The following is a 25650-nucleotide window of genomic DNA, read 5'->3' on the forward strand; positions in this document are numbered from 1 at the left end:
TAGCCCCGATGCCCGCGTGGGGCCGGTGGCGTTGCTGACTGCCGTCGCCGGCAGGTCGCCCTTGTCGTGGGTTGACGCTGCTGTGATCGACCGGACCCGCATCCGGGTTACGCGCTTCCGCGGGCCTCCCCCGATCGGGGGAGGCCCGCGGCGGCTCACGGCGTCACGTGGCGCAGCGCGAAGGCGAGCGCCACCTCCACCTGCCGGATCGTCTCCTCGATCACCAGCGAGCCGTGGCCGGCGTCGAAGCGGTACACCTCGTGCGGCTTACCCAGGCGCTGGAGCTCGCCGAGGTAGTTGTCGATCTGCCGGATCGGGCAGCGCGGGTCGTTGGCGCCCGCGACCACCAGCACCGGCGCGGCGACGGCGTCGACGTAGGTGAGGGGCGAGGAGCGCACGTACACGTCGCGCACCTCCTCCGGTGAGCCGCCGAACAGCGCGCGGTCGTAGGCCCGCAGGCCCTCCATCTCGTCCTCGTAGGCGGCCAGGTAGTCGGCCACGGGCACCTCGGCGATCCCGGCCGCCCAGCGCTCGGGCTGGGTGCCCAGGCCCAGCAGCGTGAGGAATCCGCCCCACGAGCCACCGCTGAGGATCGCCCGCTGCGGGTCGACGACGCCCTCGGCCACCAGCGCGTCGTAGACGGCGCCGACGTCCTCCAGCTCGGTGAGCCCCGGCCGCCCGGTCAGCGCGTCCCGCCAGGTGGAGCCGTAGCCGGTGGAGCCCCGGTAGTTGACGTGGACGACGGCGTAGCCGGCGTCGACGTAGGCGGCCCGCCGGGCGCGGTAGGAGTCGTCGTCGGCCGCCTCGGGGCCGCCGTGGACCAGGAACGCGGTCGCGTGCGGGCCCTTGCCGGCCGGACGCACCAGCAGGGCGTGCACGTCGCCACCCGGGCCGGGGACCCACCGGTCCTCCACCGGGTAGGCGGCCGGCGGCTCCTCGTCGGACACCGAGAGGATGACCGGGCCGTCCGCGCGGCGGATGACCGGGGGCTTCGCGGAGTTCGACCAGGCCAGCTCCACCGTGCCGTCGGGGCGGGCGGTGGCGCCGCGGACGACGCCCGGCGGGGTGTCCAGCCGCTCCAGGGCACCGGTGGCGAGGTCGTAGCGGTACAGCTCGCTGCGGGCGGCGTGGTCGTGGCCCACCAGCAGCGCCGAGCCGTCCGGGTACCAGCCGGCGGTCACGTCGCCGGGCAGGTCCAGCACGAGCTCGGTCTCGGTGCCGGCGGCGACGTCCCAGACCAGGAGCTCCTCGCGGCCGCGCCGCTCGTGCCCGACCAGCAGCCGGCGGTCACCGGGCAGCGGGGCGAACTCCAGCGCGTGCAGCCTGCGGCCCTCGCCGTCCCACTTCTCCGCGACCACGGCATCGTCGCTGGTGCGGAGGACGCGCAGCGCGGGGTAGCGCGGGTCGCCGTGCTCGGAGTGCGAGATGACCAGCAGCTCGTCGTCGCGGGTGAGCGCGTCCACCGACGCTGGGTCGGGGTGCCGGTAGACCACCCGCGGCGCCCCGCCGGTGGGGGCCAGCCACAGCTCGCTGCCGTCGTCGGTGCTGCGGCCGATCGCCACCAGCTCCCGGCCGAGCTCCAGCCCCGCCGGGTAGGCGGGCCCCACCTCGGGGACGGCGACGGTGTCCTCGCCGCCCTCGAACGGCTGGGTCATCCAGACGCCGAACTCGTCGCCGTCGGTGTCGGCGAACCACCAGATGGTCGACCCGTCGCGGTCCAGCGTCGCGATGAGCGTGCCGTTGGGCCGGTCGGTGACCTGGCGGTGGGCGCCGGTCTCCCGGTCCCAGGCGTACTGCTCGACGACGCCGCTGACGTCGGAGCTGTACAGGTTGCGGTGCGGCGCCTCCTCGGCCCAGTCCGGCAGCGACACCCGGGGGGCGCGGAACCGGGCCTGCCAGCGGGCGGTGACCTCGGGGGGAAGGGCGGGGACGGTCTGCTCGGCGGTCACGACCGCCATCTTCGCAGCGCCCCGGGAACGACTCAGGGGCCGCCTCGCGGCGGCCCCTGAGCTGAGGGTCGGGGTGACAGGATTTGAACCTGCGGCCTCGTCGTCCCGAACGACGCGCGCTACCAAGCTGCGCCACACCCCGAGGTGCGTCGACGAGTCTAACGCTCCACCGCGTGCGCTCCGGCAGCGGGTCAGGACGGTCGCGCGGTGAGGGTCAGCAGCGTCGCCTCGGGCAGGCAGGCGAACCGCACCGGGGCGTACGGGCTGGTGCCCAGACCGGCCGATACGTGCAGCCAGGTGCCGGCCGGGTGCGCCGGCGTCGGCTCCGCCCAGCGGTGCAGCCAGCGCACGCGGTCGCGGTCGATGCCGCAGTTGGTGACGAGCGCGCCGTAGAAGGGCACCCGCAGCTGGCCGCCGTGCGTGTGGCCGCAGAGCAGCAGGTCGTGGCCGTCGGCGGCGAACCGGTCGAGCACCCGCGGCTCGGGGGAGTGCGCCAGCCCGATCCGCACGTCGGCGTCCGGGTCGGCCGCGCCGGCGACCAGGTCGTAGCGGTCCCGCTTCACGTGCGAGTCGTCCACGCCGGCGAAGACGATGCGGCGCCCGCCCACGGTGAGCTCCCCGCGGGCGTTGGTGAGGTCCAGCCAGCCGCGGTCGCGCATGCCGTCGCGCAGGTCTCGCCAGGGCAGCTCGTCGCCGTGCACCCGCTTGTGGTCGCGCTTGAAGTACTTGAGCGGGTTCTTCGGCCGCGGGGCGAAGTAGTCGTTGCTGGCCAGCACGAAGGCCCCCGGCCGGTCCATGAGGGGGTCCAGTGCGCGCAGGGTGGGCGGCACGGCGTCGAAGCCCGCGAGGTTGTCACCGGTGTTGACCACCAGGTCGGGCTCGAGCGCGGCCAGGCCCGCGACCCACTCCTGCTTGCTGCGCTGCCCCGCCGTCATGTGCAGGTCGGAGAGCTGCAGGATCGTCAGGGGCGCCGACCCGGGGGCGAGCACCGGCACGTCGAAGCGCCGCAGCGTCCACCTGGTGCGCTCGTAGAGGCTCGCGTAGGCGGTCACGGCCGTGCCGGAGGCGACGGCGGCGGTGGGGAGGGCGGTGTACCAGCGCACCCGCCGAGCCTACGGGCGCCCCCGGGTGCGGCGTCGTGCAAGGCTTGACCCGTGTCCGACCTCAAGGAACAGCTACGCACCGACCTGACCACCGCCATGAAGGCCCGCGACGAGCTGCGCACCGCCACGCTGCGCATGGTGCTCGCCGCCGTCAGCGCCGAGGAGGTGTCGGGCAAGGAGTCCCGCGAGCTCAGCGACGACGAGGTGCAGGCCGTGCTCCGCCGGGAGGCGAAGAAGCGCCGCGAGGCCGCCGAGGCCTTCGGCTCGGCCGGACGGACCGAGCAGGCCGCGCGGGAGCAGGCGGAGGGCGAGGTCCTGGCCGGCTACCTGCCGGCGCAGCTCGACGACGCCGACCTGACCGCGATCGTCGCCGACGTCATCACCCGCACCGGTGCCTCCGGCATGAAGGACATGGGGAAGGTGATGGGGGCCGCGAACGGCGTTGTGGCCGGCCGGGCCGAGGGCTCGAGGGTCGCCGCCGAGGTGCGCCGCCAGCTGGGCTGATCCCCCCCGGGAACGCACAAGGGGCCGGACCTGCCGGTCCGGCCCCTTATCGTCTGCGGCTCAGTTCGTCGTGGTCTCCGGCGCCGGGGCGCCGGTGTCGGTCCCGGCCTGCGGCTCCGTCGGCGCCTCAGCCGGCGCCTCCGGCTGCTCCGGCGCCTCGGGCTCCGCCGGCGGCGGGGTGGTGTTCCCGGCCGTGGTGCCGGACCGGTTGCCTGAGCGGCTGGACGCGTTGTCCTGGAACCGGGTAGGCCCCTGCGGGGCGGCGTCGACGCCGCGGCCGGCGTACCGCGGGTCGGCCGGCGGGAACGGCACGGCCTCCTGGTTGGTCAGGATCGGCGCCATCGCCTGGCGCCAGATGCCGGCCGGCAGCCCGCCGCCGTAGCTGCCCACGTCGTTGGTGTCCCGCGGGCGGAACACCATGACGCTGGCGGCGTACTGGGGCGTCGTGCCCACGAAGGCCACCGAGTCCCGCTCGTTCACCGTGCCGGTCTTGCCGGCGATCTGGTGGCCGGGGATGTGCGCCCGGGCACCGGTCTGCAGCCGGTTCCCCGGCTGGACGTCCTTGATCATCATCTGGTTCAGGGTGTCGGCGATGCCGGGCTCGATCACCTGCTCGCAGGCGTTCTCCCCGACCACCGGCTGCCCGTCCTCGCCGAGGAGCGGTTCCCCGTTCGGCGTGGTGATCGACAGCACCGGGGTGGGCGTGCACCTGACCCCGCGGGCGGCGACCGTCGCGTAGGCGTTGGCCAGGTCCAGCGGGCTCACGCCGTCGGTGCCGAAGGCGAAGGACGGGCGGTTCTCGTCGATGATCTGCTGCGCCGGCGTCTGGGTGACCGAGTAGTCGAAGGTCATGCCCAGCCGCTCGGCCATGCGGACGGCCGGCTCGATGCGGCCGAGCGCGTCCTCCAGCGCCAGGAAGTAGGTGTTGGAGGACATGTAGAGCGCCTGCGTCATGGTCAGCGTGCGCGGGTAGCTGCTGCCCACGTTGCCGATCGAGTACGGCCCGATCTCCTGCGTCTCGGGGTCGTAGCTCTCGTAGACCTTCGACTCGTAGGGCTCGTCCGCGGTGATCGTGTGGCTGGCGGGCAGGCCCTGCTCCAGCGCCGCGGCTGCGACGAACATCTTGAAGGTCGAGCCCGAGCCCTTGGTGGGGATGGACGCGAAGTTCACCGACTCGCACTCGGGGGCGTCGCAGCCGTAGCGGCGGTTGACGCTCATCGCGAGCACCTGCCCGGTGCCGGGCTGGATCACGTCGTAGACGCCCACGGTGTCCGCGCCCATGGCCACGGTGTCCAGCACGGCCTGGTCACCGGCGCGCTGCATGTCGGGGCGCAGCGTCGTGGTGATGGTGAGGCCGCCCTTGTCCAGCTGCGCCTTGGTCAGCCCCAGCTCCTGGACCAGGTACTGCCGGGTGAAGTCGCAGAAGAAGCCGCCGATCGACGCGTCGATGCAGCCGTTCGGCGGGGCCTGGCCGGGGGTGACCTCCACCGGCGTCGGGGTGATTTCGCTGAGCTGCTGCGCGGTGATGTGGCCCAGGTCGTGCATGCGCTGCAGCACCTGGTTGCGCCGGATCTGGGCGTTCTCCGGGTTGTTGATCGGCTCGTCGTAGAACGGGCTCTGCACCAGCCCGGCGAGCATCGCCGCCTGGGGCAGGGTGAGGTCGGCGGCGTTCACGCTGAAGTAGCGCTGGGCGGCGGCCTGGATGCCGTAGGCGCCCTGCCCGAAGTACACGATGTTCAGGTAGCGGGTGAGGATCTCGTCCTTGGAGTAGGTGTCCTCCAGGGCGAGCGCGAGCCGCGCCTCCCGCAGCTTGCGGCCGACGGTCTCGGCGTCGGCGGCCTCCCGGTCCTCCGGCGTGGTGGCCGTCTGCAGCAGGGTCTGCTTCACCAGCTGCTGGGTGAGGGTGGAGCCACCCTCCTGCACCTCGCCGGCGGCGACGTTCTTCACCAGCGCGCGCAGCGTGCCCTGCACGTCCAGGCCGTTGTGGTCGTAGAAGCGGGAGTCCTCGATGTCGACGAGGGCCTGCTTCATGACGTCGGCGATCTGGTCGGAGGCGACCGGGGTGCGGTTGTGCTCGTAGAAGTTCGTGATGAGCGAACCGTCCGAGGCCAGCACGCGGGTCACGCCGGCCGGCGTCTTGTCGGTCAGCTCCACCGGCAGGGCGTCGAGCAGCGACACGGAGTTGCGCGCCGCCAGGCCCGGGCCCCCGATCCAGGGCAGCATGAGTCCTGCCAGCAGCGCACCCGCGACGACGATCGTCGCGGCGAGCTTGGCGAGCAGACAGGTCGTGGCGCGCGCGTTCTCCGACATCGCGGGCAAGGGTACGTCGCCCGGACGGGTGAGAGCGGTGCTCAGCCGCGGCGCGCGGGGAGGACGCGCGTCCGCGGCGTGCCGGTCGGCGTGTCGTGGTCCGGCCCGGTCAGGGCGGCGGCCATCATCCGCAGCCCCTCGAGGTCGTGCACGTCACCGGCGGTGGCCGGCACCGTCCGCAGCGCGACGTCGGGGTGGGCGCTGGTGAAGCGGTCGGCCAGGTGCTGCTCGCGGGTGGCCTGCTGCATCCGCTCCGCGTGCACGCGCAGGGCCGCCGCCGCGAGCGCGGCGCCGTCGTCCCCGCTCTCGGCCACCTCCTCGGCGGCGCCCTCCGCCCGGGTCGCGGACAGGGCGGTGGTGGCCGGCGGGTGGGTGCGGTTGACGACCAGCCCGGCGAGCGGCATGCCCTCGGCCGAGAGCCGGTCGACGAAGTAGGAGGCCTCGCGCAGCGCATCGGGCTCGGGGGCGGCGACCACGACGAACCACGTGCCGGGACGGCGCAGCAGCTCGAAGGTCGCCGTGGCGCGCTCGCGGAACCCGCCGAACATGGTGTCCAGCGCGGCGACGAAGGCGGAGATGTCGCGCAGCAGCTGCCCGCCGAGGATCTTGCTGATGATCCGGCTGAAGAACAGGAAACCGGCGCTGGCGAACTTGAAGCCGGTCCGGCTGGGCGCCATCAGCAGCCGGATCATCGTGCCGTCGAGGAAGCGGCCCATCCGGTTGGGGGCGTCGAGGAAGTCCAGCGCCGACCGCGACGGCGGGGTGTCCACGATGATCAGGTCCCACTGGTCGCTGGCCCGCAGCTGCCCGAGCTTCTCCATCGCCATGTACTCCTGCGTGCCGGCGAAGGACGACGAGAGCGCCTGGTAGAAGGGGTTGTCGAGGATCTGCTGCGCGCGCTCGGGCGTGGAGTGAGCGGTGACGACGTCGTCGAACGTCCGCTTCATGTCCAGCATCATCGCGTGCAGCTCGCCCGGCGCCCCCGTGGCCGCGCCACCAGAGATGTCGACCTTCCGCGGCTCGTTGTCCAGCTCGGTCAGCCCGAGCGACTGGGCCAGCCGGCGGGCGGGGTCGATCGTCAGCACGACGACGGTGCGCCCGGCCTCCGCGGCGGCGAGCGCGAGGGCGGCCGACGTCGTCGTCTTGCCCACGCCGCCGGCGCCGCAGCAGACGACGATGCGTGTCTGCCGGTCGGCGATCAGCTCGGCGAGGTCCATGGCCGGCGCCTGCCGGGGCGCGCGGGCGCCGGCGGGGGTCCCGGTCGTGGCGGTGTCCGCGGCCATCAGCGGGCCACCGCCGCGGCCAGGTGCTCCTCGAGCCGCCCGGCGAGCTCGAACAGGCAGCCGAGGTCCATGGGCCCCGGCATCAGCGGGACCTCGACGGTCGGGCGGCCCAGCGCCTCGACCTGGGCGCGCAGCGCGTCCTGCGCGGCCCAGCGGCGGGCGTGCTCGACGACCTCGGCGACCAGCGCGTCGGCCAGCTGCCCGGCGCCGGGCAGGTGCGCGGCGCCCAGCGCGGGGGCGAGGTCGGCGCCGGTCAGCTCGCCGGCGACCGCACGGGACAGGGCGTCGGGCGGCAGCACGGGCTCGGCGGCCATGTTCACGACCACCGAGCCGATCGGCAGCCCGGCGGCCTGCAGCTCGGCGATGGCGTCCGCGGTCTCCTGCACGGGCATGTCCTCCAGGAGCGTGACCAGGTGCACCGCCGTCTGCGGGGAGCGCAGCACCGCCATGACGCCGTCGCTCTGGGTCTTGATCGGGCCGGACCTGGCCAGCTGCGACATCTCCCCGGTGACCCCGAGGAAGCGGGTGATCCGCCCGGTGGGCGGTGCGTCGACGACGACGGCGTCGTAGACGGGCCGGCCGTCGCGCCGCCGGGTGACCGCCTCCTTGATCTTCCCGGTGATCAGCACGTCGCGGAGGCCCGGGGCGATCGCGGTGGCGAAGTCGATGGCGCCCATCTTGCGCAGCGCCCGGCCGGCCCGCCGGAGGTTGTAGAACATGTCCAGGTAGTCGAGGAGCGCCTCCTCGACGTCGATGGCCAGCGCCTTGACCTCGCCCCCGCCGCGCGCGACGGCGACCCGGCGCTCCTCGTAGGGGAGCGGTGGGGTGTCGAACAGCTGGGCGATGCCCTGCCGTCCCTCGGTCTCCACGAGGAGCACCGACCGCCCGTCGGCGGCGAGCGCCAGGGCCAGGGCGGCGGCGACGGTGGTCTTGCCCGTCCCGCCCTTGCCGGTGACCACGTGCAGGCGCGTGGGTGTCAGTTCGGGGGGCACCGCCCCAGCCTATGAGCCGGCCGATGCTCCTGCCCCTCGCCGTCGCGGAGCTCACGGCCGCCGCCCGCAGGTGCCCCCGGGTCTCGCGAGCCCGGCCCGGGACCCTGCAGGGTGGCCGTGGCGGCCCCTCGCCGGAGGGGCTGCGCTAGCGTCGGCCCCATGAGCGAAACCGCCCGCCAGAAGTGGGAGTACGCGACGATCCCGCTGCTCATCCACAACACCAAGGCGATCCTGGACTCCTGGGGCGTCGACGGCTGGGAGCTGGTCACCGTGCTCCCCGGCCCTGGTGGGGCCGAGCAGCTGGTCGCCTACCTCAAGCGGCCGGTGTGACCGCGCCCGGCGCACCGGCGCAGGGCTGGCACGCCCGGCTCGCCGAGCTGGGCATCCGGCTGCCCCCGGTGGCCGCGCCCGTCGCCGCCTACGTGCCGGCCGTGCGGGCCGGGTCGCTGGTGTTCACCTCCGGCCAGCTGCCGTTCGTCGACGGCGGGCTGCGCCGCACCGGCAAGGTCGGCGGATCGGTCGACGTCGAGGCCGCCGCGGCCGACGCCAAGGTCTGCGCGCTCAACGCGCTGGCCGCCGTCGACGACCTGGTGGGACTGGACTCGGTGGCCCGCATCGTCCGGGTGGTCGGGTACGTGGCCAGCGTCGAGGGCTTCACCGGGCAGCCGCGCGTCGTCAACGGTGCCAGCGAGCTGATGGGCCGGATCTTCGGCGAGGCCGGGCAGCACGCCCGCAGCGCCGTGGGCGTGGCCGAGCTGCCGCTGGGCGCCCCCGTGGAGGTCGAGCTCACCGTCGAGCTGCGGTGACCGCCGAGCCCAAGCAGGCGGCGACCGTCCTGCTGCTGCGCGACGGGGAGCCGGGGCTGGAGGTCTACCTCCTGCGGCGCACGAAGGGGATGCCCTTCGCCGGCGGGATGACCGCCTACCCCGGCGGGGGCGTGGACCCCCGCGACGGCGACACCGAGACCGGCTGGGCCGGCCCCGCCCCGGCGCAGTGGGCCACCGCCTTCGGCTGCGACGAGCGCACGGCCCGCGAACTCGTCTGCGCCGCGGTGCGCGAGACCTTCGAGGAGGCCGGCGTCCTGCTGGCCGGCCTGCCCGACGGCAGCGTGGTGCCGGACGTCTCGGGCGACGACTGGGAGCGGCAGCGGCAGGGGCTGCTCAGCCGCGAGCTGTCGCTCGCCGAGCTGCTCGCCGAGCGGGGGCTGGCCCTCCGGTCGGACCTGCTGCGCCCGTTCGCGCACTGGATCACCCCGCCGGTCGAGCCCCGCCGCTACGACACCAAGTTCTTCGCGGCCGCGCTGCCGGTGGGCCAGGAGGCGCGGGACGTGTCCGGCGAGGCCGACGAGGCTGCCTGGTTGCGCCCGGCCGCCGCCCTGGCGGAACTGGACGCCGGGACCCGCCCGATGCTGCCACCGACGTCCCACACGCTGGGCCAGCTGACCGGGTTCCCCGACGTCGCCGCCGCGCTGGCCGGCTCGCCGCCGCAGCCGATGCACCCGATCAGCCCGCGGTTCGAGGAGACGCCCGACGGTCGCTGGGCGGTGCTGCCCGACGGCACCCGCATCAGGCTGGCCGTGCCGCTTTCTTCGTGATCCTCCGGATCACACCGCGGTCAGGTGCCGTTCCCGATCGGCGCTGAGCCGCTGCCCGTGTTCCCGCGGGGGACCCTCCGGGCCCCGCCCCGGGCCCACACCGCGGCCAGGTGCCGTTCCCGATCGGCGCTGAGCCGCTGCCCGTGTTCCCGCGGGGGACCCTCCGGGCCCACACCGCGGCCAGGAACCGTCCCGACATCCGCTGAGCCGCTGCGTCGACGCCGGGGGCAGTGAACGCGAGAGGCCCAGAACCGTCGTGGTTCTGGGCCTCCCGCGTTCAGCGGTCCGGTGGTGTCACCGCGCGCGGCGGCGCAGGCGCTCCTCGTCGAGGACGACGACGGACTTGCCCTGCAGCTGGATCCAACCGCGGTGCACGAAGTCGGCGAGCGCCTTGTTGACCGTCTCGCGGGAGGCGCCCACCAGCTGGGCCAGCTCCTCCTGCGTGAGGTCGTGCTTGACCCGCAGGCCGTCGGTGTCGCGGCTGCCGAACCGGTCGGCCATCTGCAGCAGCGCCTTGGCCACGCGGCCGGGGACGTCGGTGAAGATCAGGTCCGCGACCGAGTCGTTGGTGCGGCGCAGGCGGCGGGCCAGCACGCGCAGCAGCTGCTCACCGATCTCCGGGTGCGCCTCGATCCAGGGCAGCAGGACCGACTGCGGCATCCGCGCCAGCTTCACGTCCGTGACGGCGGTGGCCGTCGCGGTGCGCGGCCCCGGGTCGAAGACCGAGAGCTCGCCGAACTGGTCGGAGGGCCCCATGACCGCGAGCACGTTCTCCCGGCCGTCCGGGGACCGGCGGGAGAGCTTGATCTTGCCCGTCATGACGATGTAGAGGCTGTCGCCCGGCTCGCCCTCGTTGAAGACCACCCGACCCCGGGGGAGGGTGATCGTCTCCAGACGGCTGATGACGGGGTCCACCGCGTCCTCGGAGAGCCCCTGGAAGAGCCCCGACTGGGCCAGCACCTCGTCCACTGCACGTCCTCTCGCACTGTCTGCGGGCGCAGGTGTGCCCGCGCCCGACGGAGAGTCTAGGCGGCTGTGCGGTCGGTCACCCGATCGGTGGCACCGGAGTCCCCCCTCCGAGCGAGATGACCGGCGCCACGACGGGTCGCCCGGCTCAGACGAGCGGCGGGTTCTGGGAGCGCCGGCCGCGGTGTCGACGACGCCGCCAGCGGAACAGCGCGCGCCGGATGCCCGAGGTCGCGAGGGTGTCGACCTCGCCGGGCGTCGCCGTGTCCAGGAACTCGCTGACCTCGCGCGAGGACGCGGGGCGGCGGAGGGGTTCCTCGACGCGCTCCATCACCAGCAGGAAGGCGATCAGCAGCGGGGGGAAGAGGATGACACTGAGGGCGACCAATCCCGATCTCCTCTGCATCGTCGGCGGGACGGGGGAAGCGGTCCGTCCTCGATCATGGCACGCGGGAAGAGGGTCAGCAGGGCCGCATACCCTCGACCGCGTGTCCGCCCCCGCGTCCTCACCGGCCTACGCGCGCCCCACCCGGGCCCGCCGCCCCACCCCCGCCGCACGGACCGGGGCGTCGCCGTACGACCCGGGGGAGACCCCGCTCGCCCGTACCCGCCGGGCCCGCCGGATGGCCCGCGAGCTGACCGTTCTCCACCCCGACGCGCACTGCGAGCTCGACTTCACCAACGCCTTCGAGCTGCTGGTCGCCACGGTCCTCTCGGCGCAGACCACCGACAAGATGGTCAACAAGGTGACGCCGACGCTCTTCGCGCGCTACCCCGACGCGGTCGCCCTCGCCGGCGCCGACCGCGAGGAGCTGGAGACCATCCTCAAGCCCACGGGCTTCTTCCGGGCCAAGGCGAACTCGGTGCTGGGGCTGAGCCAGGCCCTGGTCGAGCGCTTCGACGGCGAGGTCCCGGCCCGGATGGCCGACCTGGTGACCCTGCCGGGCGTGGGGCGCAAGACGGCGAACGTCGTGCTGGGCAACGCCTTCGGCGTCCCGGGGCTCACCGTCGACACGCACTTCGGCCGCCTCGTGCGCCGGTTCGGCTGGACCGAGGAGGAGGACCCGGTCAAGGTCGAGGCCGAGATCGCCCAGCTGGTGCCGAAGAAGGAGTGGACCGACTTCAGCCACCGGGTGATCTTCCACGGCCGCCGGGTGTGCCACGCGAAGAAGGCCGCCTGCGGCGCGTGCGGCCTGGCGCAGTGGTGCCCGTCGTTCGGCATCGGCCCGGTCGATCCCGAGCTCGCTCTCAAGCTGGTCAAGACGCCGACCGCCTCGGACACCGAGTGATGCGCCGTCTCGCGCTGGGCGCCGTCGCGCTGCTCGCCGTCGCCGGCTGCAGCTCCGGCGAGAGCCCGGGAGTCGCGGCGCCGTCGCCGACGTCGTCCCCCGCCGAGGTGCTGGCCGCCTGCCCGGAGCAGCCGGCGGCGGAGGCCGCCGGTGCCGAGCGCCTGCCGCCGCTCTCCTTCGACTGCCCCGGCGGCGGCTCCCTCGACCTGGCCCGCGCCCCCGGCGTCCCCATGGTGGTCAACCTGTGGGGCAGCTGGTGCCCGCCGTGCCGCGAGGAGATGCCGCTCCTGCAGGAGTTCTCCGAGATCGCCGGCGACCAGGTGCGGGTGGTCGGCGTGATCAGCAAGGACGGGCTGCCCCAGGCCGCCTCGTTCGCCGAGGACGCCGGGGTCACCTTCCCCAGTGCGTTCGACGGCGACGGCGAGCTGATGGCCGAGCTGGGCCTGAACGTGCTGCCGTTCACCTACTTCGTCGACGCCGGCGGCGCGCTCGTGCACACCGAGGCCGGCCCGGTCAGCTCGGTGGACGAGCTGCGCGGGCTGGTCACCGAGCACCTGGGGGTGCAGCTGTGACCGGCACCGACGGGCTGCCCGCGTACCTGCAGCGGCTGGTCCAGCGCGCCGAAGACCTCCCGCTGCGCCACCGCATCCCGCAGGCGACCGCCACCGCCCGCCGGTCCGCCGTCCTCATCCTGTTCGGCGAGGGGCCGGCCGGCCCCGACCTGCTGCTGATCGAGAAGTCCCCCCACCTGCGCAGCCACGCGGGCCAGCCCGCGTTCCCCGGCGGCGGGGTCGACCCGGGGGACGACTTCCCCGTGGGCACCGCGCTGCGCGAGGCGCACGAGGAGGCGGGCATCGACCCCGCCGGCGTCCGCGTCGTGGCGACGCTCCAGGAGCTGTTCCTGCCGCCGTCGAACCGGCTCGTCGTCCCCGTCGTGGGCTGGTGGGACGACCCGCGGGACGTCGCGGTCGGCGATCCCCACGAGGTGGCCCGGGTCGCCCGGGTGCCGCTCGCCGACCTCGTCGACCCGGCCAACCGCTACCGCCTGCGGCACCCGGCCGGCTTCATCGGGCCGGCGTTCTGCGTCGCCGACATGGAGGTGTGGGGCTTCACCGCCGGGCTCCTCGACGCGATCCTCGAGGCCGCCGGGCTGGCCCGCCCGTGGGACGCCACCGACGTCCGGCCGATCGGCCCCGAGCGGCTCCGCCCGTACACCCTGCCCGGCTCCGGGGACGACGACCCGGCGAGCGACAGCGCCGCGCCGACGGTGGCCGATCCCGCGCCCGACGGCGCCGCGGCGCGTACGGTTCGGCCCCGATGACCAGGAGCAGGCCCTCGTCCCCCTTCCCGTTCGCACGCTCGTGGCGAGCCCCTGGACGGGGCCGGGTCGTCGCGCTGGCCGCCGTGCTGGTCCTGCTGACCGGCTGCGGTGGCGGTGGCGGCGCGGCGCAGGAGGTCGCCGAGGCGCCGATCCCCGAGGGGCTCGGCGAGGTGACGATCGCCGAGGACGGCGTCCAGGAGGTCACCCTCCAGACCCAGGACGACTACGTGTTCACCCCCGACACCTTCACGGTCGCGCCGGGGCCGGTGCGGCTGACCCTGGTGAACGTCGCCGAAGGCATGCCGCACAACCTCGAGTTCACCGACGAGGAGCTGCCCGAGCCGATCGACGCCGGCATCTCCATGCTCGCCGCCGGCGAGGAGAAGACGATCGAGTTCGAGGTGTCGACGCCGGGCGAGTACCCCTTCGCCTGCACCTTCCACCTCCAGCTCGGGCAGGTGGGCACGATGACGGTCAGCGGGTAGCGGTGTCCCTGGTCGACCTGCTGCTGATCACGCTGGCGCTGCTGTTCGCCCTGTCCGGGTTCCGGCAGGGCCTGCTGGTCTCCGCCACCTCGATCCTCGGCTTCCTCGGCGGGGCCGTCCTCGGGGCGCAGCTGGCCGGACCGGTCGCCGATCGCATCGACGGCTCCAGCGTCAGCCGGGTCTTCGCCGCCCTCGTGGTCGTGCTCGCCGGAGCGCTGCTGGGCCAGATCCTGGCCGGCGCCGCGGGCCGGGCGCTGCGCTCCCGGGTCACCTGGGAGCCGGCCAAGATGGTCGACTCCGTGGCCGGCGCCGTGGTGTCGGCGGCGGCGGTGCTGCTGGTCGCGTGGATGGTCGCCTCCCCGCTGGCCAGCTCGCCGTTCCCCCAGGTCTCCGGCCAGGTGCGCCAGTCGGCGCTGGTCCAGGCCGTGGACCGGGCCGTCCCCGACGAGGTGCGCGCGGTCTACGAGGACCTCCGGGAGGCCATCGACCGACGGGGGCTGCCCGACGTCCTCGACCCGCTCACCCCCACCCAGGCGCGGGAGGTCCCGGCCCCCGACCCCGAGCTGCAGAACAGCACCGTGGTGGCCTCGGTGCAGGGCTCGGTGGTGCGGATCCGCGGGGTGGCGCCATCGTGCTCCCGGCAGATCGACGGCTCCGGTTTCGTCTACGCCCCCGAGCGCGTCATGACCAACGCCCACGTGCTGGCCGGCGTCACCGACCCGGTGGTGGTCGCCGAGGGCCGGGAGTACGACGCGGTCCCGGTCGTCGTCGACGAGGAGATCGACGTCGCGGTGCTCGCGGTGCCGGGGCTGCCGCAGGTGCCGCTGCGGTTCACGCCCGGGACGGCGGACTCCGGCGACGACGCGATCATCATGGGATACCCCGGGGGCGGGCCGCTGTACGTCGGACCTGCGCGGGTGCGCGACCGCGGCGAGATCAGCGGGCCCGACTTCCGCAACGCGCAGACCGTCGTCCGCGACGTGTACGCCCTGTTCGGCCAGGTGCGCGCCGGCAACTCCGGCGGTCCGCTGTTCGCCCCCGACGGGAGCGTCCTGGGCGTCGTCTTCGCCTCTGCGATCGACGACCCGCAGACCGGCTACGCCCTCACCGGCCCCCAGGTCGCCCGGGCCGCGGAGGCGGGCAACGTAGCGCGCACCGAGGTCGCGACGGGCCCCTGCGAGTAGAAGGACCCCCGTTCCCCCCCACGCCTCGCAGGCTCGGCGCGGGGCCCTGAACGGGGGCCGTTCCAGCACGTCACCGCGCTCGCGGCGGGACCCTGCAGCGGGGCCGTTCCAGCACGTCACCAGGGCCGTTCCAGCACCTCGCCGGGGGCCGTTCCGCGCGGTGACCTGCGGGTCACCGCGCCCAGGCGGCGATGGCGCGGGTGACCTCGTCGGGGGCTTCTTCCTGGGGGAAGTGGCCGATGCCGGGGAGCTCGCGCCACTCGTACGCCCCGGCGACGTAGCGGCCCGAGCCGTGCGCCGTCCGGGGGAGGACGTACGGGTCGGCCGCCCCGTGCAGCTGCAGGGTCGGTGCGGTGACCGGGGCCGCCATGCGGCGGGCGTAGCGCAGGCCGTCGGGTCGCAGCTGCGACCGGCCGGCCCAGCGGTAGTACTCCATCGCGCCGTAGGCGGCCTGCGGGATGCGCGCCGCGGCGCGGTAGCGCTCCACGGCGGCGGCGAAGTCCGCGGTGCGGGCCCACTCCGGCCCGGCCCAGCGCTGCATCAGGTCGGCGACGGGGTCGTCGTCGGCCCGGGTCAGCCGCCGCTCCGGCAGCCGCGGCACCTGGAAACCCAGGGCGTGGCGTAGCGCCCGCCGCTGCCGGCGGTCGGCCATGCCGGCCCGGAGCAGCCGCGGATGGGCCATCGAGACGACGACCAGCCGGCGCACCACCCGCGGGTGCAGCGCGGCCGCGGTCCAGCCGAGCAGTCCACCCCAGTCGTGGCCGACGACGACGGCGTCGCGCTCGCCGAGCGCCCGCACCAGCGCCGCGACGTCGGAGGAGAGGGTGGGCAGGTCGTAGCCGCGCGGGGGCTTGTCGCTGGCCCCGTAGCCGCGCAGGTCCGGCGCGACCACCCGGAACCCGGCCTCGGCCAGGCCGGTGAGCTGGGCGCGCCAGGTCCACCAGAACTGCGGGAAGCCGTGGAGCAGGAGCACGAGCGGCCCGTCACCGGCCTCCGCCGCGTGCAGCCGCACGCCGTTGGCGGAGATGTCGCGGTGGGTCCACGGACCCGGGAGCAGGACGCTGATGGCGTCGGGACGGCCGTCCGCGGGGACGGTCACCGGCCTCAGACCCGGTAGGGCCCGTTGCCGCGCAGCTGGACCTTGCCGCCGCTCACGGTGGGCACGTCACGGCGCCGGGCACCCGGGGCCTCGCGGTGCATCACCTCGGGCAGCTCGCGCAGCGACTCGATCGTGCGCTCGGGCTTCTCGATCTTCTTGATCAGGCGCTTGCCGATCAGCGCGAGCAGGCCGGCGACGACGATCAGCGCCACCCAGACGATGAGGTAGGACAGCCAGCGGGGCACGCCGAGCGCGGTGAGCCCCTCGGCGAGGGCGATGAAGAGGAAGAACATCGAGAAGCCGGCGACGACGCCCGCCGCCCCGAACATCCCGCCGCCGATGGCGCCCTTCTTCGCGGACGCGCCGATCTCGGACTTGGCCAGCTCGACCTCGCCACGGATCAGCGTCGAGACGTCGGCCATGGCGCTCTGCACCAGCGTGCCGATCGAGGGCTCGGCCGCCGCGCTGCTGCCGTCGGCGCGGGTGGGCGACACACTGTGGGCCACGGGTGGCTCCTCCTCCGGTCGGACGGTGCTGGTCAGGACGATCGTGCCCCATGGGCACCGGGCCCGCGCGTCCCGATCCCCAGGTCGGGGGGAGGCATAGGAAGCTTTACCTGCGGGTCGGGGGCCCGAGACGCAGGGAAAGCTTCCTATGCCCGTGAGGTCAGCCCTCCGCGGGGGCGGTGGGCAGCTTCTCCTTGATCATGTTCATCACCGACGAGTCGGTCAGCGTGGTGACGTCGCCCAGTTCGCGGTTCTCGGCGATGTCGCGCAGCAGCCGGCGCATGATCTTCCCGGAGCGGGTCTTGGGCAGCTCCTGCACGACCATGATCTGGCGCGGCTTGGCGATCGGGCCGATGTCCTTGGCGACGTGCGTCTTCAGCGTCTGCACCAGCTCGTCGCCGGAGTCCTCGGCGTTCCCGCGGAGGATGACGAAGGCGACGATGCCCTGGCCCGTGGTCTGATCGCTGGCGCCGACGACGGCGGCCTCGGCGACCGTCGGGTGGCCGACGAGCGAGGACTCGACCTCGGTGGTGGAGATGCGGTGGCCGGACACGTTCATCACGTCGTCGACCCGGCCGAGCAGCCAGATGTTGCCGTCGGCGTCCTTCTTCGCGCCGTCACCGGCGAAGTACATGTTGCCGAACCGGGACCAGTAGGTGTCGACGTAGCGGTCGTCGTCGCCCCAGATGGTGCGCAGCATCGACGGCCACGGCTCGGTGATCACCAGCAGGCCGGTGGAGTCGTCGGCCAGCTCGTTGCCCTCGTCGTCGACGACCTTCGCGGAGATGCCCGGGAAGGGCACCTGCGCCGACCCCGGCACCAGCGACGTGACGCCGGGCAGCGGGTTGAGCATGTGACCGCCGGTCTCGGTCTGCCACCAGGTGTCCACGATCGGGCAGCGGCCGCCGCCGACGTGCTGGTGGTACCAGCTCCAGGCCTCGGGGTTGATCGGCTCGCCGACCGAGCCGAGCAGCCGCAGCGACGTCAGGTCGAAGCCGGCCGGGACGTCCTCGCCCCACTTCATGAACGTGCGGATCACCGTGGGCGCGGTGTAGAGGATCGTCACGCCGTACTTCTGGATCAGCTCGAACCAGCGGCCGCGGTGCGGGGTCTCCGGCGTCCCCTCGTACATGACCGAGGTGGCCCGGTTGGCCAGCGGCCCGTAGACGATGTAGCTGTGGCCGGTGACCCAGCCGACGTCGGCCGCGGTCCAGAAGACGTCGGTGTCGGGCTTGAGGTCGAACGTCGCCCAGTGGGTGTAGGCGACCTGGGTCAGGTAGCCGCCGGAGGTGTGCAGGATGCCCTTCGGCTTCGCCGTCGTGCCCGAGGTGTACATGATGTAGAGCGGGTGCTCGGCGTCGAAGAACTCGCAGGTGTGCTCGGCGGCCTGCCGGCCGACCACGTCGTGCCACCACAGGTCGCGGCCCTCGGCCCACTCGACGTCCTGCTCGGTCCGCTTCACCACGACGACGTTCCGGACGCCGGGGCTGCGGCCCACCGCGTCGTCGACGGCGGGCTTGAGCGCGCTGGGGGCGCCGCGGCGGTAGCCGCCGTCGGCGGTGATGACCAGGACGGCGCCGGCGTCGTCGAGCCGGCTGGCCAGCGCGTCGGCGGAGAAGCCGCCGAAGACCACCATGTGCACCGCGCCGATGCGGGCGCAGGCCAGCATCGAGACGATCGCCTCGGGGATCATCGGCAGGTAGATCGCGACGCGGTCGCCGGCCTGGACGCCGAGCTCGGTGAGCGCGTTGGCCGCCTTGCAGACCTCGTCCTTGAGCTGGGCGTAGGTGATCGTGCGGGTGTCGCCGGGCTCGCCCTCCCAGTGGTAGGCCACCTGCTCGCCGTGACCGGCCTCGACGTGCCGGTCGACGCAGTTGTAGGCCACGTTGAGCTTGCCGCCGACGAACCACTTCGCGAACGGCGGGTCGTCCCAGTCGAGGACGGTGTCCCACTCCTGCTCCCAGGTGAGCCGGCGCGCCGCGGACTCCCAGAACGCCAGCCGGTCGCGAGCGGCCTCGTCGTAGACGTCGGGTCCGACGTTCGCCTGGGCCGCGAGTGCCTCGGGCGGGGCGAAGCTCCGGCCGTCCACCTGGGTCGTCTCGCTCATGGGGTCCCTCCCGAGTCCGGCGCCGCGTGCCGTCCGCGGCGGTGCAGCGTGTGCCACGACACACCGTATGGCCGTGGCGCCCGGTCGTCTGCCCCATGTGACGTGCGGAGCGACGACCGGCCACACTGGCCCGGTGAGCGGTCCGCAGGCGCAGGTCGCGGCCCGCATCCCCGGCGCCGCCGTCCTGGGCCTGGTCCCTCGGACGGGGGCCCCGGCGGTGCCGGCCGACCGGCTCACCGACCCGGCGTGGCTCGGCCCGGTCCTGGCGGCGCGCGCGGCCCGCGGCGGTGGTGACCTGCGGGTGCACGCGACGGTGTGGTGGTACTCGGCGTCGGCGGTGCTGATGGCTCCCGTGCTGGCCGGCCTCGCGGTCGGGCGCCCGCTGTCGGCCCGCCCGGCGGACACCACGGTCGTCCTCGGGCCCGGCGGGCTGCCCGTGGCCGCGGTCTCCGCGGCCGCCGCGGGGGATCCCGCGGCCGAGCTGCGGGAGTGCCTGACGGCGGTGATCCCGGCGGTGGCCACGGCCGGCCGGATGCGTCCGCGCCCGCTCTGGGCGATCGCCACCGACTCGCTGGCCAACGGGCTGCTGACCCTCGGGCGCGCCCTCGGCGACGTCCCCGCCGTCACCGCCCTGGCCGCCCCGCTGGCCGAGGCGGTCGGTCCGCCGCTGCCGGTGCCCCGCTACGTCGACGTCGACGGCGTGCGGTTCACCGCGCGGGTGTCCTGCTGCCTGGTGGACCGGTTGCCCGGCGGCGGCACCTGCCTGTCCTGCCCGCGGCGCCCGCCGGCCGAGCGGCAGATCCTGCTCGAGGACGCCGCCCTCCGCGGCTGATCGGTGCAGCCGGAGGCGCCCCCTCGCACTCCGCCGTCCCCGGGGCGATGATCGCGGGGCGACCGCAGTCGAGGCGACCAGGGAGGGCCGGATGTCCGTGATGCCTGCCGCGTTCTTCGGTCACGGCAACCCGATGAACGCGCTGGAGAGGAACCGCTACACGGAGGCCTGGCGCGCCTTCGGCCGGTCCGTGCCCCGGCCCCGGGCCATCCTGGTGGTCTCCGCGCACTGGTACGTGCAGGCCACCGCGATCACCGCGATGCCCCGGCCGCGCACCATCCACGACTTCTTCGGCTTCCCGCGCGAGCTCTTCGACGTCCGCTACGAGCCCCCGGGGCTGCCCGGGCTGTACGAGGAGGTGGCCGACATCGTGCACCCGGCGTGGGTCGGCGCCGACCACGACAGCTGGGGCATCGACCACGGCACGTGGTCGGTGCTGATGCACGCCTTCCCCGATGCCGACATCCCGGTGGTGCAGCTGTCGATCAACGCGCTGAAGTCCTTCGACTACCACCTCCAGCTCGGAGCGGCGCTGGCACCGCTGCGCGAGGACGGCGTGCTGGTGATCGGCAGCGGCAACGTCGTGCACAACCTCGGCGGCGTCAGCCGGGCGCTGCCCGACGCCGGGTTCGACTGGGCGCAGCGGTTCGACGAGGCCGCCAAGGAGTGCATGCTCACCGACCCCACCGACGTCGGCCGGCTGGACGGGCACCGCGACTTCGACCTCGCCGTCCCGACGCCGGACCACTTCCTGCCGCTGCTCTACGTCGCCGGCGTCGCCGGTGCCACCGACGCACCGGTCGACGTGCTCGTCGACGGGTACGCCTACGGATCGCTGTCCATGACCGCGTACAGCGTGGGCATGGACGCCCCCGAGCTGTCGGGGTCGGGCGTCGCCGCGGCGCTGCCCGAGGGCCCGCCGCCGGACGGCGCGAACATCTAGGAGGACCCCTTCGCCCCCCACCGCTCGCTGCGCTCGCGGTGGGCCCCTGCGAAGGGGCCGTTCCAGCAGCTCGCCAGAGGCCGTTCCAGCGGGTCGCCGACTGGGGCATAGGAAGCTATTCATGCGTTCCTGGCGCGAGAACGCATGAATAGCTTCCTATGCCCAGGGGTGGCGCTGGGCCGTGCGCCCCAGGGTGGCGCTACGCGGTGCGGGGGTTCTCGTCGGCGGCGCGGTGCAGGTCGGTGATCCGCGGGAAGGGGCGCGTCGAGAACACCGCCTCGACCGGCACGCCGAAGAACTCGGCGATGCGCAGCGCCAGGTGCAGGCTCGGGTTGTACTCGCCGCGTTCGAGGTAGCCGACCGTCTGGTAGTGGACGCCGAGGGCGTCGGCGAGCTCCCGCCGGGTCACCTGCTGCTCGGCGCGCAGCAGCGCGATCCGGTTGTGGACGGCGTCGCCGGGGCGGTCGGCGGCGGGGCGGTCGGCGGCGGGGCGGTCGGCAGCCACCGATCAGTGCACCCACTGCAGGGTGGCCTCGCGGGCCGCCTGCACCTGCGACCCGGACTGCCGGCGGGCCATCCGGCGCAGCACCCGCGGGGTGACCAGTGCGCCGAGCACCGCCCACGTGACGAGCACCAGCACCGTGACGCCGGTGCGCCACGAGTCGCCGAGCTCGACGGTCACCGCCGAGTCCGGCAGGAACGCCGACCGCAGCCCCAGGCCGATCCAGTAGACGGGGAAGACCTGCGCGATCGCCTGCACCCAACCCCACATCACCTGGATCGGGAAGAAGATCCCCGAGATGGCGGTGAGCAGCAGGACCGGCAGCATCCCCCAGGTGCCCACCTTCTGCGTGCTGGGCACCACCGAGCCCAGGATCATGCCCAGCGGCAGCGTCGCCAGCAGCCCGAGCACGACCACCCAGGCGACCGTGAGCCACCCGGCCGCGCCCCCGTGCATCAACCCGTCGAACAGCAGGAAGCTCGGCACGAGGATGGTCAGCAGCGAGGGGAGCAGACCGAGGGAGTGGTAGGTCAGCTGCCCGGTCACGTAGCCCTGCATGCCATGCGGCAGCGCCTTGTGCCGCAGCAGGGTGCCGTCCTCGCGCTCCATCGCCAGCGCGAACGCGGGGCCGATCACCACGCCGAAGGCGACGAGCGCCCCGAGGATGCTCGGCAGCGCGTACGTCGGGTACATCAGCCCGGTGCCCTCGAGCTCGTTGTCCCGGTTGAACCACAGGTAGACCAGCGTGCCGACGGCGGTGAACAGGTAGAAGCCCTGGTCCTGCGGGCTGCGCAGGCTCAGGACGAACTCCGTCCAGCCGCGGCGCAGGCCCAGGCCGATCGCGTGCCGGGTGGGATTCACCGGGTGACCTCCTCCAGGACGGGCCCGGCCGGCCGGCCGGACTCGGCGCGCTGCACCATCGCCAGGTAGGTGTCCTCGAGGCTGGCGCGGCGGACCTCGAGGTCGGTGAGCCGGTCGCCGTGCTCCTCGAACAGCCGGCGGACGAAACCGACGACGTCGTCGGTCGGGTGGACGAAGCGGTCCGGGCCGCAGGCCCAGCGGACCTCGGCCGTGCCGGCGACCTGCCGGGTGAGCTCGTCCGCGCTGCCGGAGGCGACGATCCGGCCGTGGGCCAGGATGAGGATCCGGTCGGCCAACTTCTCCGCCTCGGCGAGGTCGTGGGTGGTGAGCAGGATGCTCGTCCCCTCCAGGTCGGACAGCCGGTGCACCAGCTCGTGGAAGTCGCGCCGCGCCTGCGGGTCGAAGCCCGCCGTGGGCTCGTCCAGGAAGAGCAGCTCCGGCCGGCCGATGATGCCGACCGCGACGTCCAGCCGCCGGCGCTGGCCGCCGGAGAGCGTGCCGATCTTCCGGTCGGCGTGCTCGGCCAGGCCGACGGTCGCGAGCAGGTGGTCGACCTCGTAGGGGCGCGGCCGCTCGGGGGTCGAGAACGGCTCGAAATAGCCGCCGAGCTGGGTGAGCAGCCGGCGCGGCGTCCAGCGCGCGTGGTCGCGCCAGGACTGCAGCACCACCCCCACGCGCGCCCGCCAGGCGTCGCCGGCGGTGGCCGGGTCCTCGCCGAGCACCCGGACCTCTCCGGCCGACGGTAGCCGGAAGCCTTCCAGGATCTCGATGGTCGTGGTCTTGCCGGCGCCGTTCGGGCCCAGGAGGCAGACCACCTCGCCGGGGTGCACCTCGAGGTCGACGCCGGAGAGGACCTCCTGGTCGCCGTAGCTCATCCGCAGCCCGCTGGTCCGGACCACCGCTCCACCTGACGCGTCCTGCCGAGGTTCCATGCCGCCACACCCCTGTGCGCTCGTTGTGCCGGAGATAGTAGGAGTGCTACATCCGCAGCACAAGTGCCATGCGAGCGAACGCCGGGACGAGCTTCGCGCAGTCGGACGTGCACGGAGAGCGAGGGCGCTCCGCGAGGACGGACGCCTCCGTCACCCCCGCGCCCAGGCCTCGTTACGGCTGTGCAAGTGGCGTCACACGTAATCAGCACCGGGAGGCCCTCCTTGTCGTCGCGTTCCCTGCCCCGCCCCGGAGGGCCGCGCGGCCGCCGGGCCCTGGTCGCCTCCGGGCTCGCCGTCGCGCTCGCGACTGTCCCCGGCCTCGCCCGGGCGGACGAGCCGGTGGGACCGTCGGACCCGCTGCAGCCGGTGACCGACCTCCTGGACGGGGGAACCGGCGGACCCGGCACCCCGCCGGCGCTCCCCGGCCTGCCGGCCGGTGACGACGCGGACCCGGCCGCGGACGGGGAGGAGCAGCAGCCCGAGGTCGTCCCGGTGCCTGCCGTGGAGGTGCCCGCCGAGCTGGAGGCGGCGCTGCAGCAGCTCGGCGCGGCGCTGCAGCTCCCGGAGAGCTGCGTGGCCGGGATCGTGGAGTCCGTCGAGCTCGTCGTCGCGGGGCTCGTGGCGGTGCCCGTGCAGCTGGTCGAGGTGGTCACCGAGCTGGGGACGGCGCTCGAGGGGCTGGCCGGCGGTGGCGGGCTCGAGGGGCTGCTCGGGCTGGGGGAGGGGCTGCAGGGGGCGTTCGACCCCGCGGTGCTCGCCGATTCGTCCGTCGTCGAGGGCCTCCAGCTGCTGGCCGAGACCCTGCCCACGTGCGTGCCCGCGCCGCCGGCCGAGGAGGAGCCCCCCGAGCCGCCGCACGTGCCCGCACCGGCGGCCGCCGCGCCGGTCGAGCACCCGGTGGCCCAGCCCGTCGCCTACCCGGGGTACGCGCCCACCGCCGGGGACGCGGAGGACGACGGGGTGCCTCCGGCGCTCGCCGGTCTGGTCCTCGCGCTCGCGGCCGGTGCGGGGAGCGCCGGCTGGCTGAGGTCTCGTCGTGCGGCCGACCCGGGGGCCTGACCTCCGCACCGTCGCAGCCTTCGTCGTCGTGCTGGCGACCGGCCTCGCGGTGCTGTGGGTCGTCACCGCCCGCCCGCCGGCCGGGGACGACGTGCTCGCGCTGTCGGAGCAGGCGGCCGCGGGGCCCATCGAACCCGCCTGGCTGGCCATCCCCGCGATCGGCGTCGACGCGCCCGTGGAGCACCGCGGCACGGCGACGTACGAGAACCCGTTCACCGGGCGCACCGTCGAGGGCTACGGCGTCCCGGAGTCGATGCTGACCACCTCGTGGTGGTCCGACGGGCCCGCGCCCGGGTCGGGGCAGATGGCGGTCGTCCTCGGGCACCAGCAGGACGGGGGCGACGCCGTCTTCAACCGCCTCCACGAACTCGCTCCCGGCGACGAGGTGGTGCTGCGCGACGCCAGGGGTGCGGCGCTGCGGCTGACCGTGCTCGGCGAACCGCTCACCGGTCTGGACAAGGCGACGTCGGCGCTCTCCGACGCGCTCAACGGGCACCCCGCGGAGGCCGACGTCGCGCTGGTGACCTGCGGCGGCGAGTTCGACGACGCCGCGGGCACGAGCACGGAGAACACCGTGGTGTTCGCGACCGTGGCCGGCGGTGCCTAGCCCTGCGGGGTGAGCCGGGCCACCTCGCCGACGACCCAGACCGCCGGGGGGCGGACTCCGTGCTGGGTGAGGGTGGCGGGGAGGTCGGCCAGGGTGGTGCGCAGGGCGCGCTGGGTGGGGGTGGAGCCGTCGGTGACGACGGCGACGGGGGTGTCCGGCGCGCGGCCGTGCCCGATCAGCGCGGTGGCGATGGCGGGGGCGGTGTCGACGCCCATGAGGACGACCAGGGTGCCGCGGAGCCGGCCCAGGGCGGCCCAGTCGACCAGCGACTGCGGGTGGCCCGGCGGCAGGTGGCCGGAGACGACGACGAACTCGTGGGTGAGGCCGCGGTGGGTGACGGGGATGCCGGCCAGGGCGGGGACGGCGACGGCGCTGGTGATGCCCGGCACGACCTCGACGGGGATCCCGGCGGCGGTGCAGGCCTGGAGTTCTTCGTAGCCGCGGCCGAAGACGAAGGGGTCCCCGCCCTTGAGGCGGACGACGCGGCGCCCGGCCCGGGCGTGCGCGACGAGGAGGTCGTTGATGGTCTCCTGGGCCATGGAGCGGCCGCGGGGCAGTTTCGAGGCGTCGATGATCTGGACCTCGGGGGGCAGGGAGGCCAGCAGCGGCTGGGGGCCGAGGTGGTCGGCGACGACGACGTCGGCGGTGGCCAGGGCCTGGCGGCCGCGGACGGTGATCAGGCCGGGGTCACCGGGGCCCCCGCCGACCAGCACCACGCTGCCGCCGGGGGTCGGCCGCGCGGCGCGGTCGCGGATGCTGCCGTCGGTCAGGCCGGCGACGATCGCGTCGCGCACCCCGATCGCACGCTGCGGGTCGCCGCCCCCGTGCACGCCGACGACGAGGTCGCCCTGCCGGCCGACCGCCGGCGTCCAGACGCTCGAGGCGGCGCGGTCGTCGGCGCGGGCGCAGAAGATGCGGGCGCCCTCGGCCTCGTCGGCGACCGCGGCGTTCACCGCCGGGTCGTCGGTGGCGGCGACGGCGTACCAGGCGCCGGTGAGGTCGCCGGGCCGGTAGGTGCGCCGGTGCCACGTCGCCCTGCCCGCCGCGGCCAGCGACTCGAGCGCGGGGGTGACCTCGGGGCTGACCACCGTGACGCGGGCGCGGGCCTCCAGCAGCCCGGCGACGCGCCGGTGGGCGACCCGGCCGCCGCCCACCACGACGACCGACCGGCCGCGCAGCCGCAGGCCGACCGGGTAGACCGTGCCCGACTCGGGGGGCACCG

The 25650-nt window shown here is 74.5% G+C and carries 27 protein-coding genes and 1 tRNA gene; 13 read left to right on the forward strand and 15 right to left on the reverse strand.

Annotated features, from left to right (window positions below):
- Positions 1-155 precede the first annotated feature (155 nt).
- The 3 genes from BMW62_RS02595 to BMW62_RS02605 form a co-directional block, all read right to left on the reverse strand.
- Positions 156-1949, reverse strand: coding sequence for a S9 family peptidase (locus BMW62_RS02595; protein ID WP_091929466.1), 1794 nt, complete (start codon positions 1947-1949; stop codon positions 156-158).
- A 68-nt stretch (positions 1950-2017) separates the two neighbouring features.
- Positions 2018-2091 (reverse strand) — tRNA-Pro (locus BMW62_RS02600).
- 49 nt (positions 2092-2140) lie between these two features.
- Positions 2141-3052 (reverse strand): metallophosphoesterase, encoded by a 912-nt coding sequence (locus BMW62_RS02605; protein ID WP_091929281.1) that lies wholly within the window; start codon positions 3050-3052, stop codon positions 2141-2143.
- A gap of 51 nt (positions 3053-3103) precedes the next feature.
- Here BMW62_RS02605 and BMW62_RS02610 point away from each other — a divergent pair, with 51 nt between their 5' ends.
- Positions 3104-3556, forward strand: coding sequence for a GatB/YqeY domain-containing protein (locus BMW62_RS02610; protein WP_091929282.1), 453 nt, complete (start codon positions 3104-3106; stop codon positions 3554-3556).
- A gap of 60 nt (positions 3557-3616) precedes the next feature.
- Here BMW62_RS02610 and BMW62_RS02615 read toward each other — a convergent pair whose 3' ends face one another.
- Genes BMW62_RS02615 through BMW62_RS02625 form a run of 3 tightly spaced genes read right to left on the reverse strand, consistent with a single transcriptional unit; the run spans position 3617 to position 8141 of the window.
- Positions 3617-5866: a transglycosylase domain-containing protein gene (locus BMW62_RS02615; protein ID WP_244523791.1), complete on the reverse strand. Its 2250-nt coding sequence runs from the start codon at positions 5864-5866 to the stop codon at positions 3617-3619.
- 41 nt (positions 5867-5907) lie between these two features.
- The gene (locus tag BMW62_RS02620; protein WP_091929283.1) at positions 5908-7149 is read right to left on the reverse strand and encodes an ATPase BagB; all 1242 of its coding nucleotides are present in this window, start codon (positions 7147-7149) and stop codon (positions 5908-5910) included.
- Positions 7149-8141, reverse strand: coding sequence for an ATPase BagA (locus tag BMW62_RS02625; RefSeq protein WP_091929284.1), 993 nt, complete (start codon positions 8139-8141; stop codon positions 7149-7151). The genes BMW62_RS02620 and BMW62_RS02625 overlap by 1 nt, the downstream gene beginning before the upstream one ends.
- 159 nt (positions 8142-8300) lie before the next feature.
- On the opposite strand from BMW62_RS02625, the gene BMW62_RS22435 reads away from it, so the two are divergent.
- From BMW62_RS22435 to BMW62_RS02640, 3 genes are read left to right on the forward strand one after another with little or no spacing between them, the layout of a single operon-like run.
- Positions 8301-8471 carry a DUF4177 domain-containing protein gene (locus BMW62_RS22435; protein ID WP_091929285.1) on the forward strand — a complete coding sequence of 57 codons (171 nt, stop codon included), beginning with the start codon at positions 8301-8303 and terminating at the stop codon, positions 8469-8471.
- Positions 8468-8947, forward strand: coding sequence for a RidA family protein (locus BMW62_RS02635; protein WP_091929286.1), 480 nt, complete (start codon positions 8468-8470; stop codon positions 8945-8947). Before BMW62_RS22435 ends, BMW62_RS02635 begins: the two co-directional genes overlap by 4 nt.
- A complete protein-coding gene (locus BMW62_RS02640; protein WP_091929287.1) occupies positions 8944-9735 on the forward strand; it encodes an NUDIX hydrolase in 792 nt (263 codons plus the stop codon). Before BMW62_RS02635 ends, BMW62_RS02640 begins: the two co-directional genes overlap by 4 nt.
- A gap of 294 nt (positions 9736-10029) precedes the next feature.
- On the opposite strand, the gene BMW62_RS02645 is transcribed toward BMW62_RS02640, so the two are convergent.
- Both BMW62_RS02645 and BMW62_RS02650 read right to left on the reverse strand, forming a co-directional pair.
- Complete coding sequence (locus tag BMW62_RS02645; protein WP_091929288.1) at positions 10030-10704, reverse strand: Crp/Fnr family transcriptional regulator; 675 nt, start codon at positions 10702-10704, stop codon at positions 10030-10032.
- A 145-nt stretch (positions 10705-10849) separates the two neighbouring features.
- The gene (locus tag BMW62_RS02650; RefSeq protein ID WP_091929289.1) at positions 10850-11089 is read right to left on the reverse strand and encodes a hypothetical protein; all 240 of its coding nucleotides are present in this window, start codon (positions 11087-11089) and stop codon (positions 10850-10852) included.
- 100 nt (positions 11090-11189) lie between these two features.
- On the opposite strand from BMW62_RS02650, the gene nth reads away from it, so the two are divergent.
- Genes nth through BMW62_RS02675 form a run of 5 tightly spaced genes read left to right on the forward strand, consistent with a single transcriptional unit; the run spans position 11190 to position 14980 of the window.
- Positions 11190-11990, forward strand: a complete 801-nt coding sequence (gene nth, locus BMW62_RS02655; RefSeq protein WP_091929290.1) for an endonuclease III — start codon at positions 11190-11192, stop codon at positions 11988-11990.
- Positions 11990-12562 (forward strand): TlpA family protein disulfide reductase, encoded by a 573-nt coding sequence (locus tag BMW62_RS02660; RefSeq protein WP_091929291.1) that lies wholly within the window; start codon positions 11990-11992, stop codon positions 12560-12562. Before nth ends, BMW62_RS02660 begins: the two co-directional genes overlap by 1 nt.
- Positions 12559-13311, forward strand: a complete 753-nt coding sequence (locus tag BMW62_RS02665; protein WP_091929292.1) for an NUDIX hydrolase — start codon at positions 12559-12561, stop codon at positions 13309-13311. Before BMW62_RS02660 ends, BMW62_RS02665 begins: the two co-directional genes overlap by 4 nt.
- Positions 13308-13796 carry a plastocyanin/azurin family copper-binding protein gene (locus BMW62_RS02670; RefSeq protein ID WP_244523792.1) on the forward strand — a complete coding sequence of 163 codons (489 nt, stop codon included), beginning with the start codon at positions 13308-13310 and terminating at the stop codon, positions 13794-13796. The genes BMW62_RS02665 and BMW62_RS02670 overlap by 4 nt, the downstream gene beginning before the upstream one ends.
- Positions 13797-13798: 2 nt before the next feature.
- Positions 13799-14980, forward strand: a complete 1182-nt coding sequence (locus tag BMW62_RS02675; protein WP_091929293.1) for a MarP family serine protease — start codon at positions 13799-13801, stop codon at positions 14978-14980.
- Between the two features lie 172 nt (positions 14981-15152).
- Here the strand turns inward: BMW62_RS02675 and BMW62_RS02680 are convergent, their stop codons facing one another.
- The 3 genes from BMW62_RS02680 to acs all read right to left on the reverse strand — a co-directional run bounded on the left by BMW62_RS02680 (position 15153) and on the right by acs (position 18692).
- On the reverse strand, positions 15153-16079 hold the full coding sequence (locus BMW62_RS02680) for an alpha/beta fold hydrolase (protein WP_091929294.1): 927 nt from the start codon (positions 16077-16079) through the stop codon (positions 15153-15155).
- 5 nt (positions 16080-16084) lie between these two features.
- The gene (locus tag BMW62_RS02685) at positions 16085-16585 is read right to left on the reverse strand and encodes a phage holin family protein (protein WP_091929295.1); all 501 of its coding nucleotides are present in this window, start codon (positions 16583-16585) and stop codon (positions 16085-16087) included.
- Positions 16586-16745: 160 nt separating this feature from the next.
- Positions 16746-18692 carry an acetate--CoA ligase gene (gene acs, locus BMW62_RS02690; RefSeq protein ID WP_091929296.1) on the reverse strand — a complete coding sequence of 649 codons (1947 nt, stop codon included), beginning with the start codon at positions 18690-18692 and terminating at the stop codon, positions 16746-16748.
- A gap of 133 nt (positions 18693-18825) precedes the next feature.
- On the opposite strand from acs, the gene BMW62_RS02695 reads away from it, so the two are divergent.
- Positions 18826-19524 carry a (2Fe-2S)-binding protein gene (locus BMW62_RS02695; RefSeq protein ID WP_091929297.1) on the forward strand — a complete coding sequence of 233 codons (699 nt, stop codon included), beginning with the start codon at positions 18826-18828 and terminating at the stop codon, positions 19522-19524.
- Positions 19525-19615: 91 nt separating this feature from the next.
- The gene (ygiD, locus tag BMW62_RS02700) at positions 19616-20467 is read left to right on the forward strand and encodes a 4,5-DOPA-extradiol-dioxygenase (protein ID WP_170852187.1); all 852 of its coding nucleotides are present in this window, start codon (positions 19616-19618) and stop codon (positions 20465-20467) included.
- A gap of 199 nt (positions 20468-20666) precedes the next feature.
- On the opposite strand, the gene BMW62_RS02705 is transcribed toward ygiD, so the two are convergent.
- From BMW62_RS02705 to BMW62_RS02715, 3 genes are read right to left on the reverse strand one after another with little or no spacing between them, the layout of a single operon-like run.
- Positions 20667-20972, reverse strand: coding sequence for a helix-turn-helix transcriptional regulator (locus BMW62_RS02705; RefSeq protein WP_091929298.1), 306 nt, complete (start codon positions 20970-20972; stop codon positions 20667-20669).
- Positions 20973-20975: 3 nt separating this feature from the next.
- A complete protein-coding gene (locus BMW62_RS02710; RefSeq protein ID WP_091929299.1) occupies positions 20976-21830 on the reverse strand; it encodes an ABC transporter permease in 855 nt (284 codons plus the stop codon).
- A complete protein-coding gene (locus tag BMW62_RS02715; protein WP_244523793.1) occupies positions 21827-22729 on the reverse strand; it encodes an ABC transporter ATP-binding protein in 903 nt (300 codons plus the stop codon). The genes BMW62_RS02710 and BMW62_RS02715 overlap by 4 nt, the downstream gene beginning before the upstream one ends.
- Positions 22730-22984: 255 nt before the next feature.
- On the opposite strand from BMW62_RS02715, the gene BMW62_RS22440 reads away from it, so the two are divergent.
- Together BMW62_RS22440 and BMW62_RS02725 are read left to right on the forward strand one after the other, a co-directional pair.
- Positions 22985-23821 carry a hypothetical protein gene (locus BMW62_RS22440; RefSeq protein ID WP_170852188.1) on the forward strand — a complete coding sequence of 279 codons (837 nt, stop codon included), beginning with the start codon at positions 22985-22987 and terminating at the stop codon, positions 23819-23821.
- Complete coding sequence (locus BMW62_RS02725; RefSeq protein ID WP_091929301.1) at positions 23799-24428, forward strand: class F sortase; 630 nt, start codon at positions 23799-23801, stop codon at positions 24426-24428. Before BMW62_RS22440 ends, BMW62_RS02725 begins: the two co-directional genes overlap by 23 nt.
- Here BMW62_RS02725 and cobA read toward each other — a convergent pair.
- Entirely contained in the window at positions 24425-25648 is a 1224-nt protein-coding gene (gene cobA / locus BMW62_RS02730; protein ID WP_244523794.1) for a uroporphyrinogen-III C-methyltransferase, read from the reverse strand. The two genes, BMW62_RS02725 and cobA, sit on opposite strands and share 4 nt — an antisense overlap.
- Between the last annotated feature and the right edge of the window lie 2 nt (positions 25649-25650).

Source organism: Blastococcus sp. DSM 46786 (assembly GCF_900109665.1).
GTDB lineage: Bacteria > Actinomycetota > Actinomycetes > Mycobacteriales > Geodermatophilaceae > Blastococcus > Blastococcus carthaginiensis.

Coding starts and splice junctions, on each gene's coding strand:
- BMW62_RS02615 (WP_244523791.1), bottom strand. CDS start 5,866: ATGTCGGAGAACGCGCGCGCCACGACCTGTCTGCTCGCCAAGCTCGCC.
- BMW62_RS02620 (WP_091929283.1), bottom strand. CDS start 7,149: ATGGCCGCGGACACCGCCACGACCGGGACCCCCGCCGGCGCCCGCGCG.
- BMW62_RS22435 (WP_091929285.1), top strand. CDS start 8,301: ATGAGCGAAACCGCCCGCCAGAAGTGGGAGTACGCGACGATCCCGCTG.
- BMW62_RS02660 (WP_091929291.1), top strand. CDS start 11,990: ATGCGCCGTCTCGCGCTGGGCGCCGTCGCGCTGCTCGCCGTCGCCGGC.
- BMW62_RS02670 (WP_244523792.1), top strand. CDS start 13,308: ATGACCAGGAGCAGGCCCTCGTCCCCCTTCCCGTTCGCACGCTCGTGG.
- acs (WP_091929296.1), bottom strand. CDS start 18,692: ATGAGCGAGACGACCCAGGTGGACGGCCGGAGCTTCGCCCCGCCCGAG.
- ygiD (WP_170852187.1), top strand. CDS start 19,616: ATGTCCGTGATGCCTGCCGCGTTCTTCGGTCACGGCAACCCGATGAAC.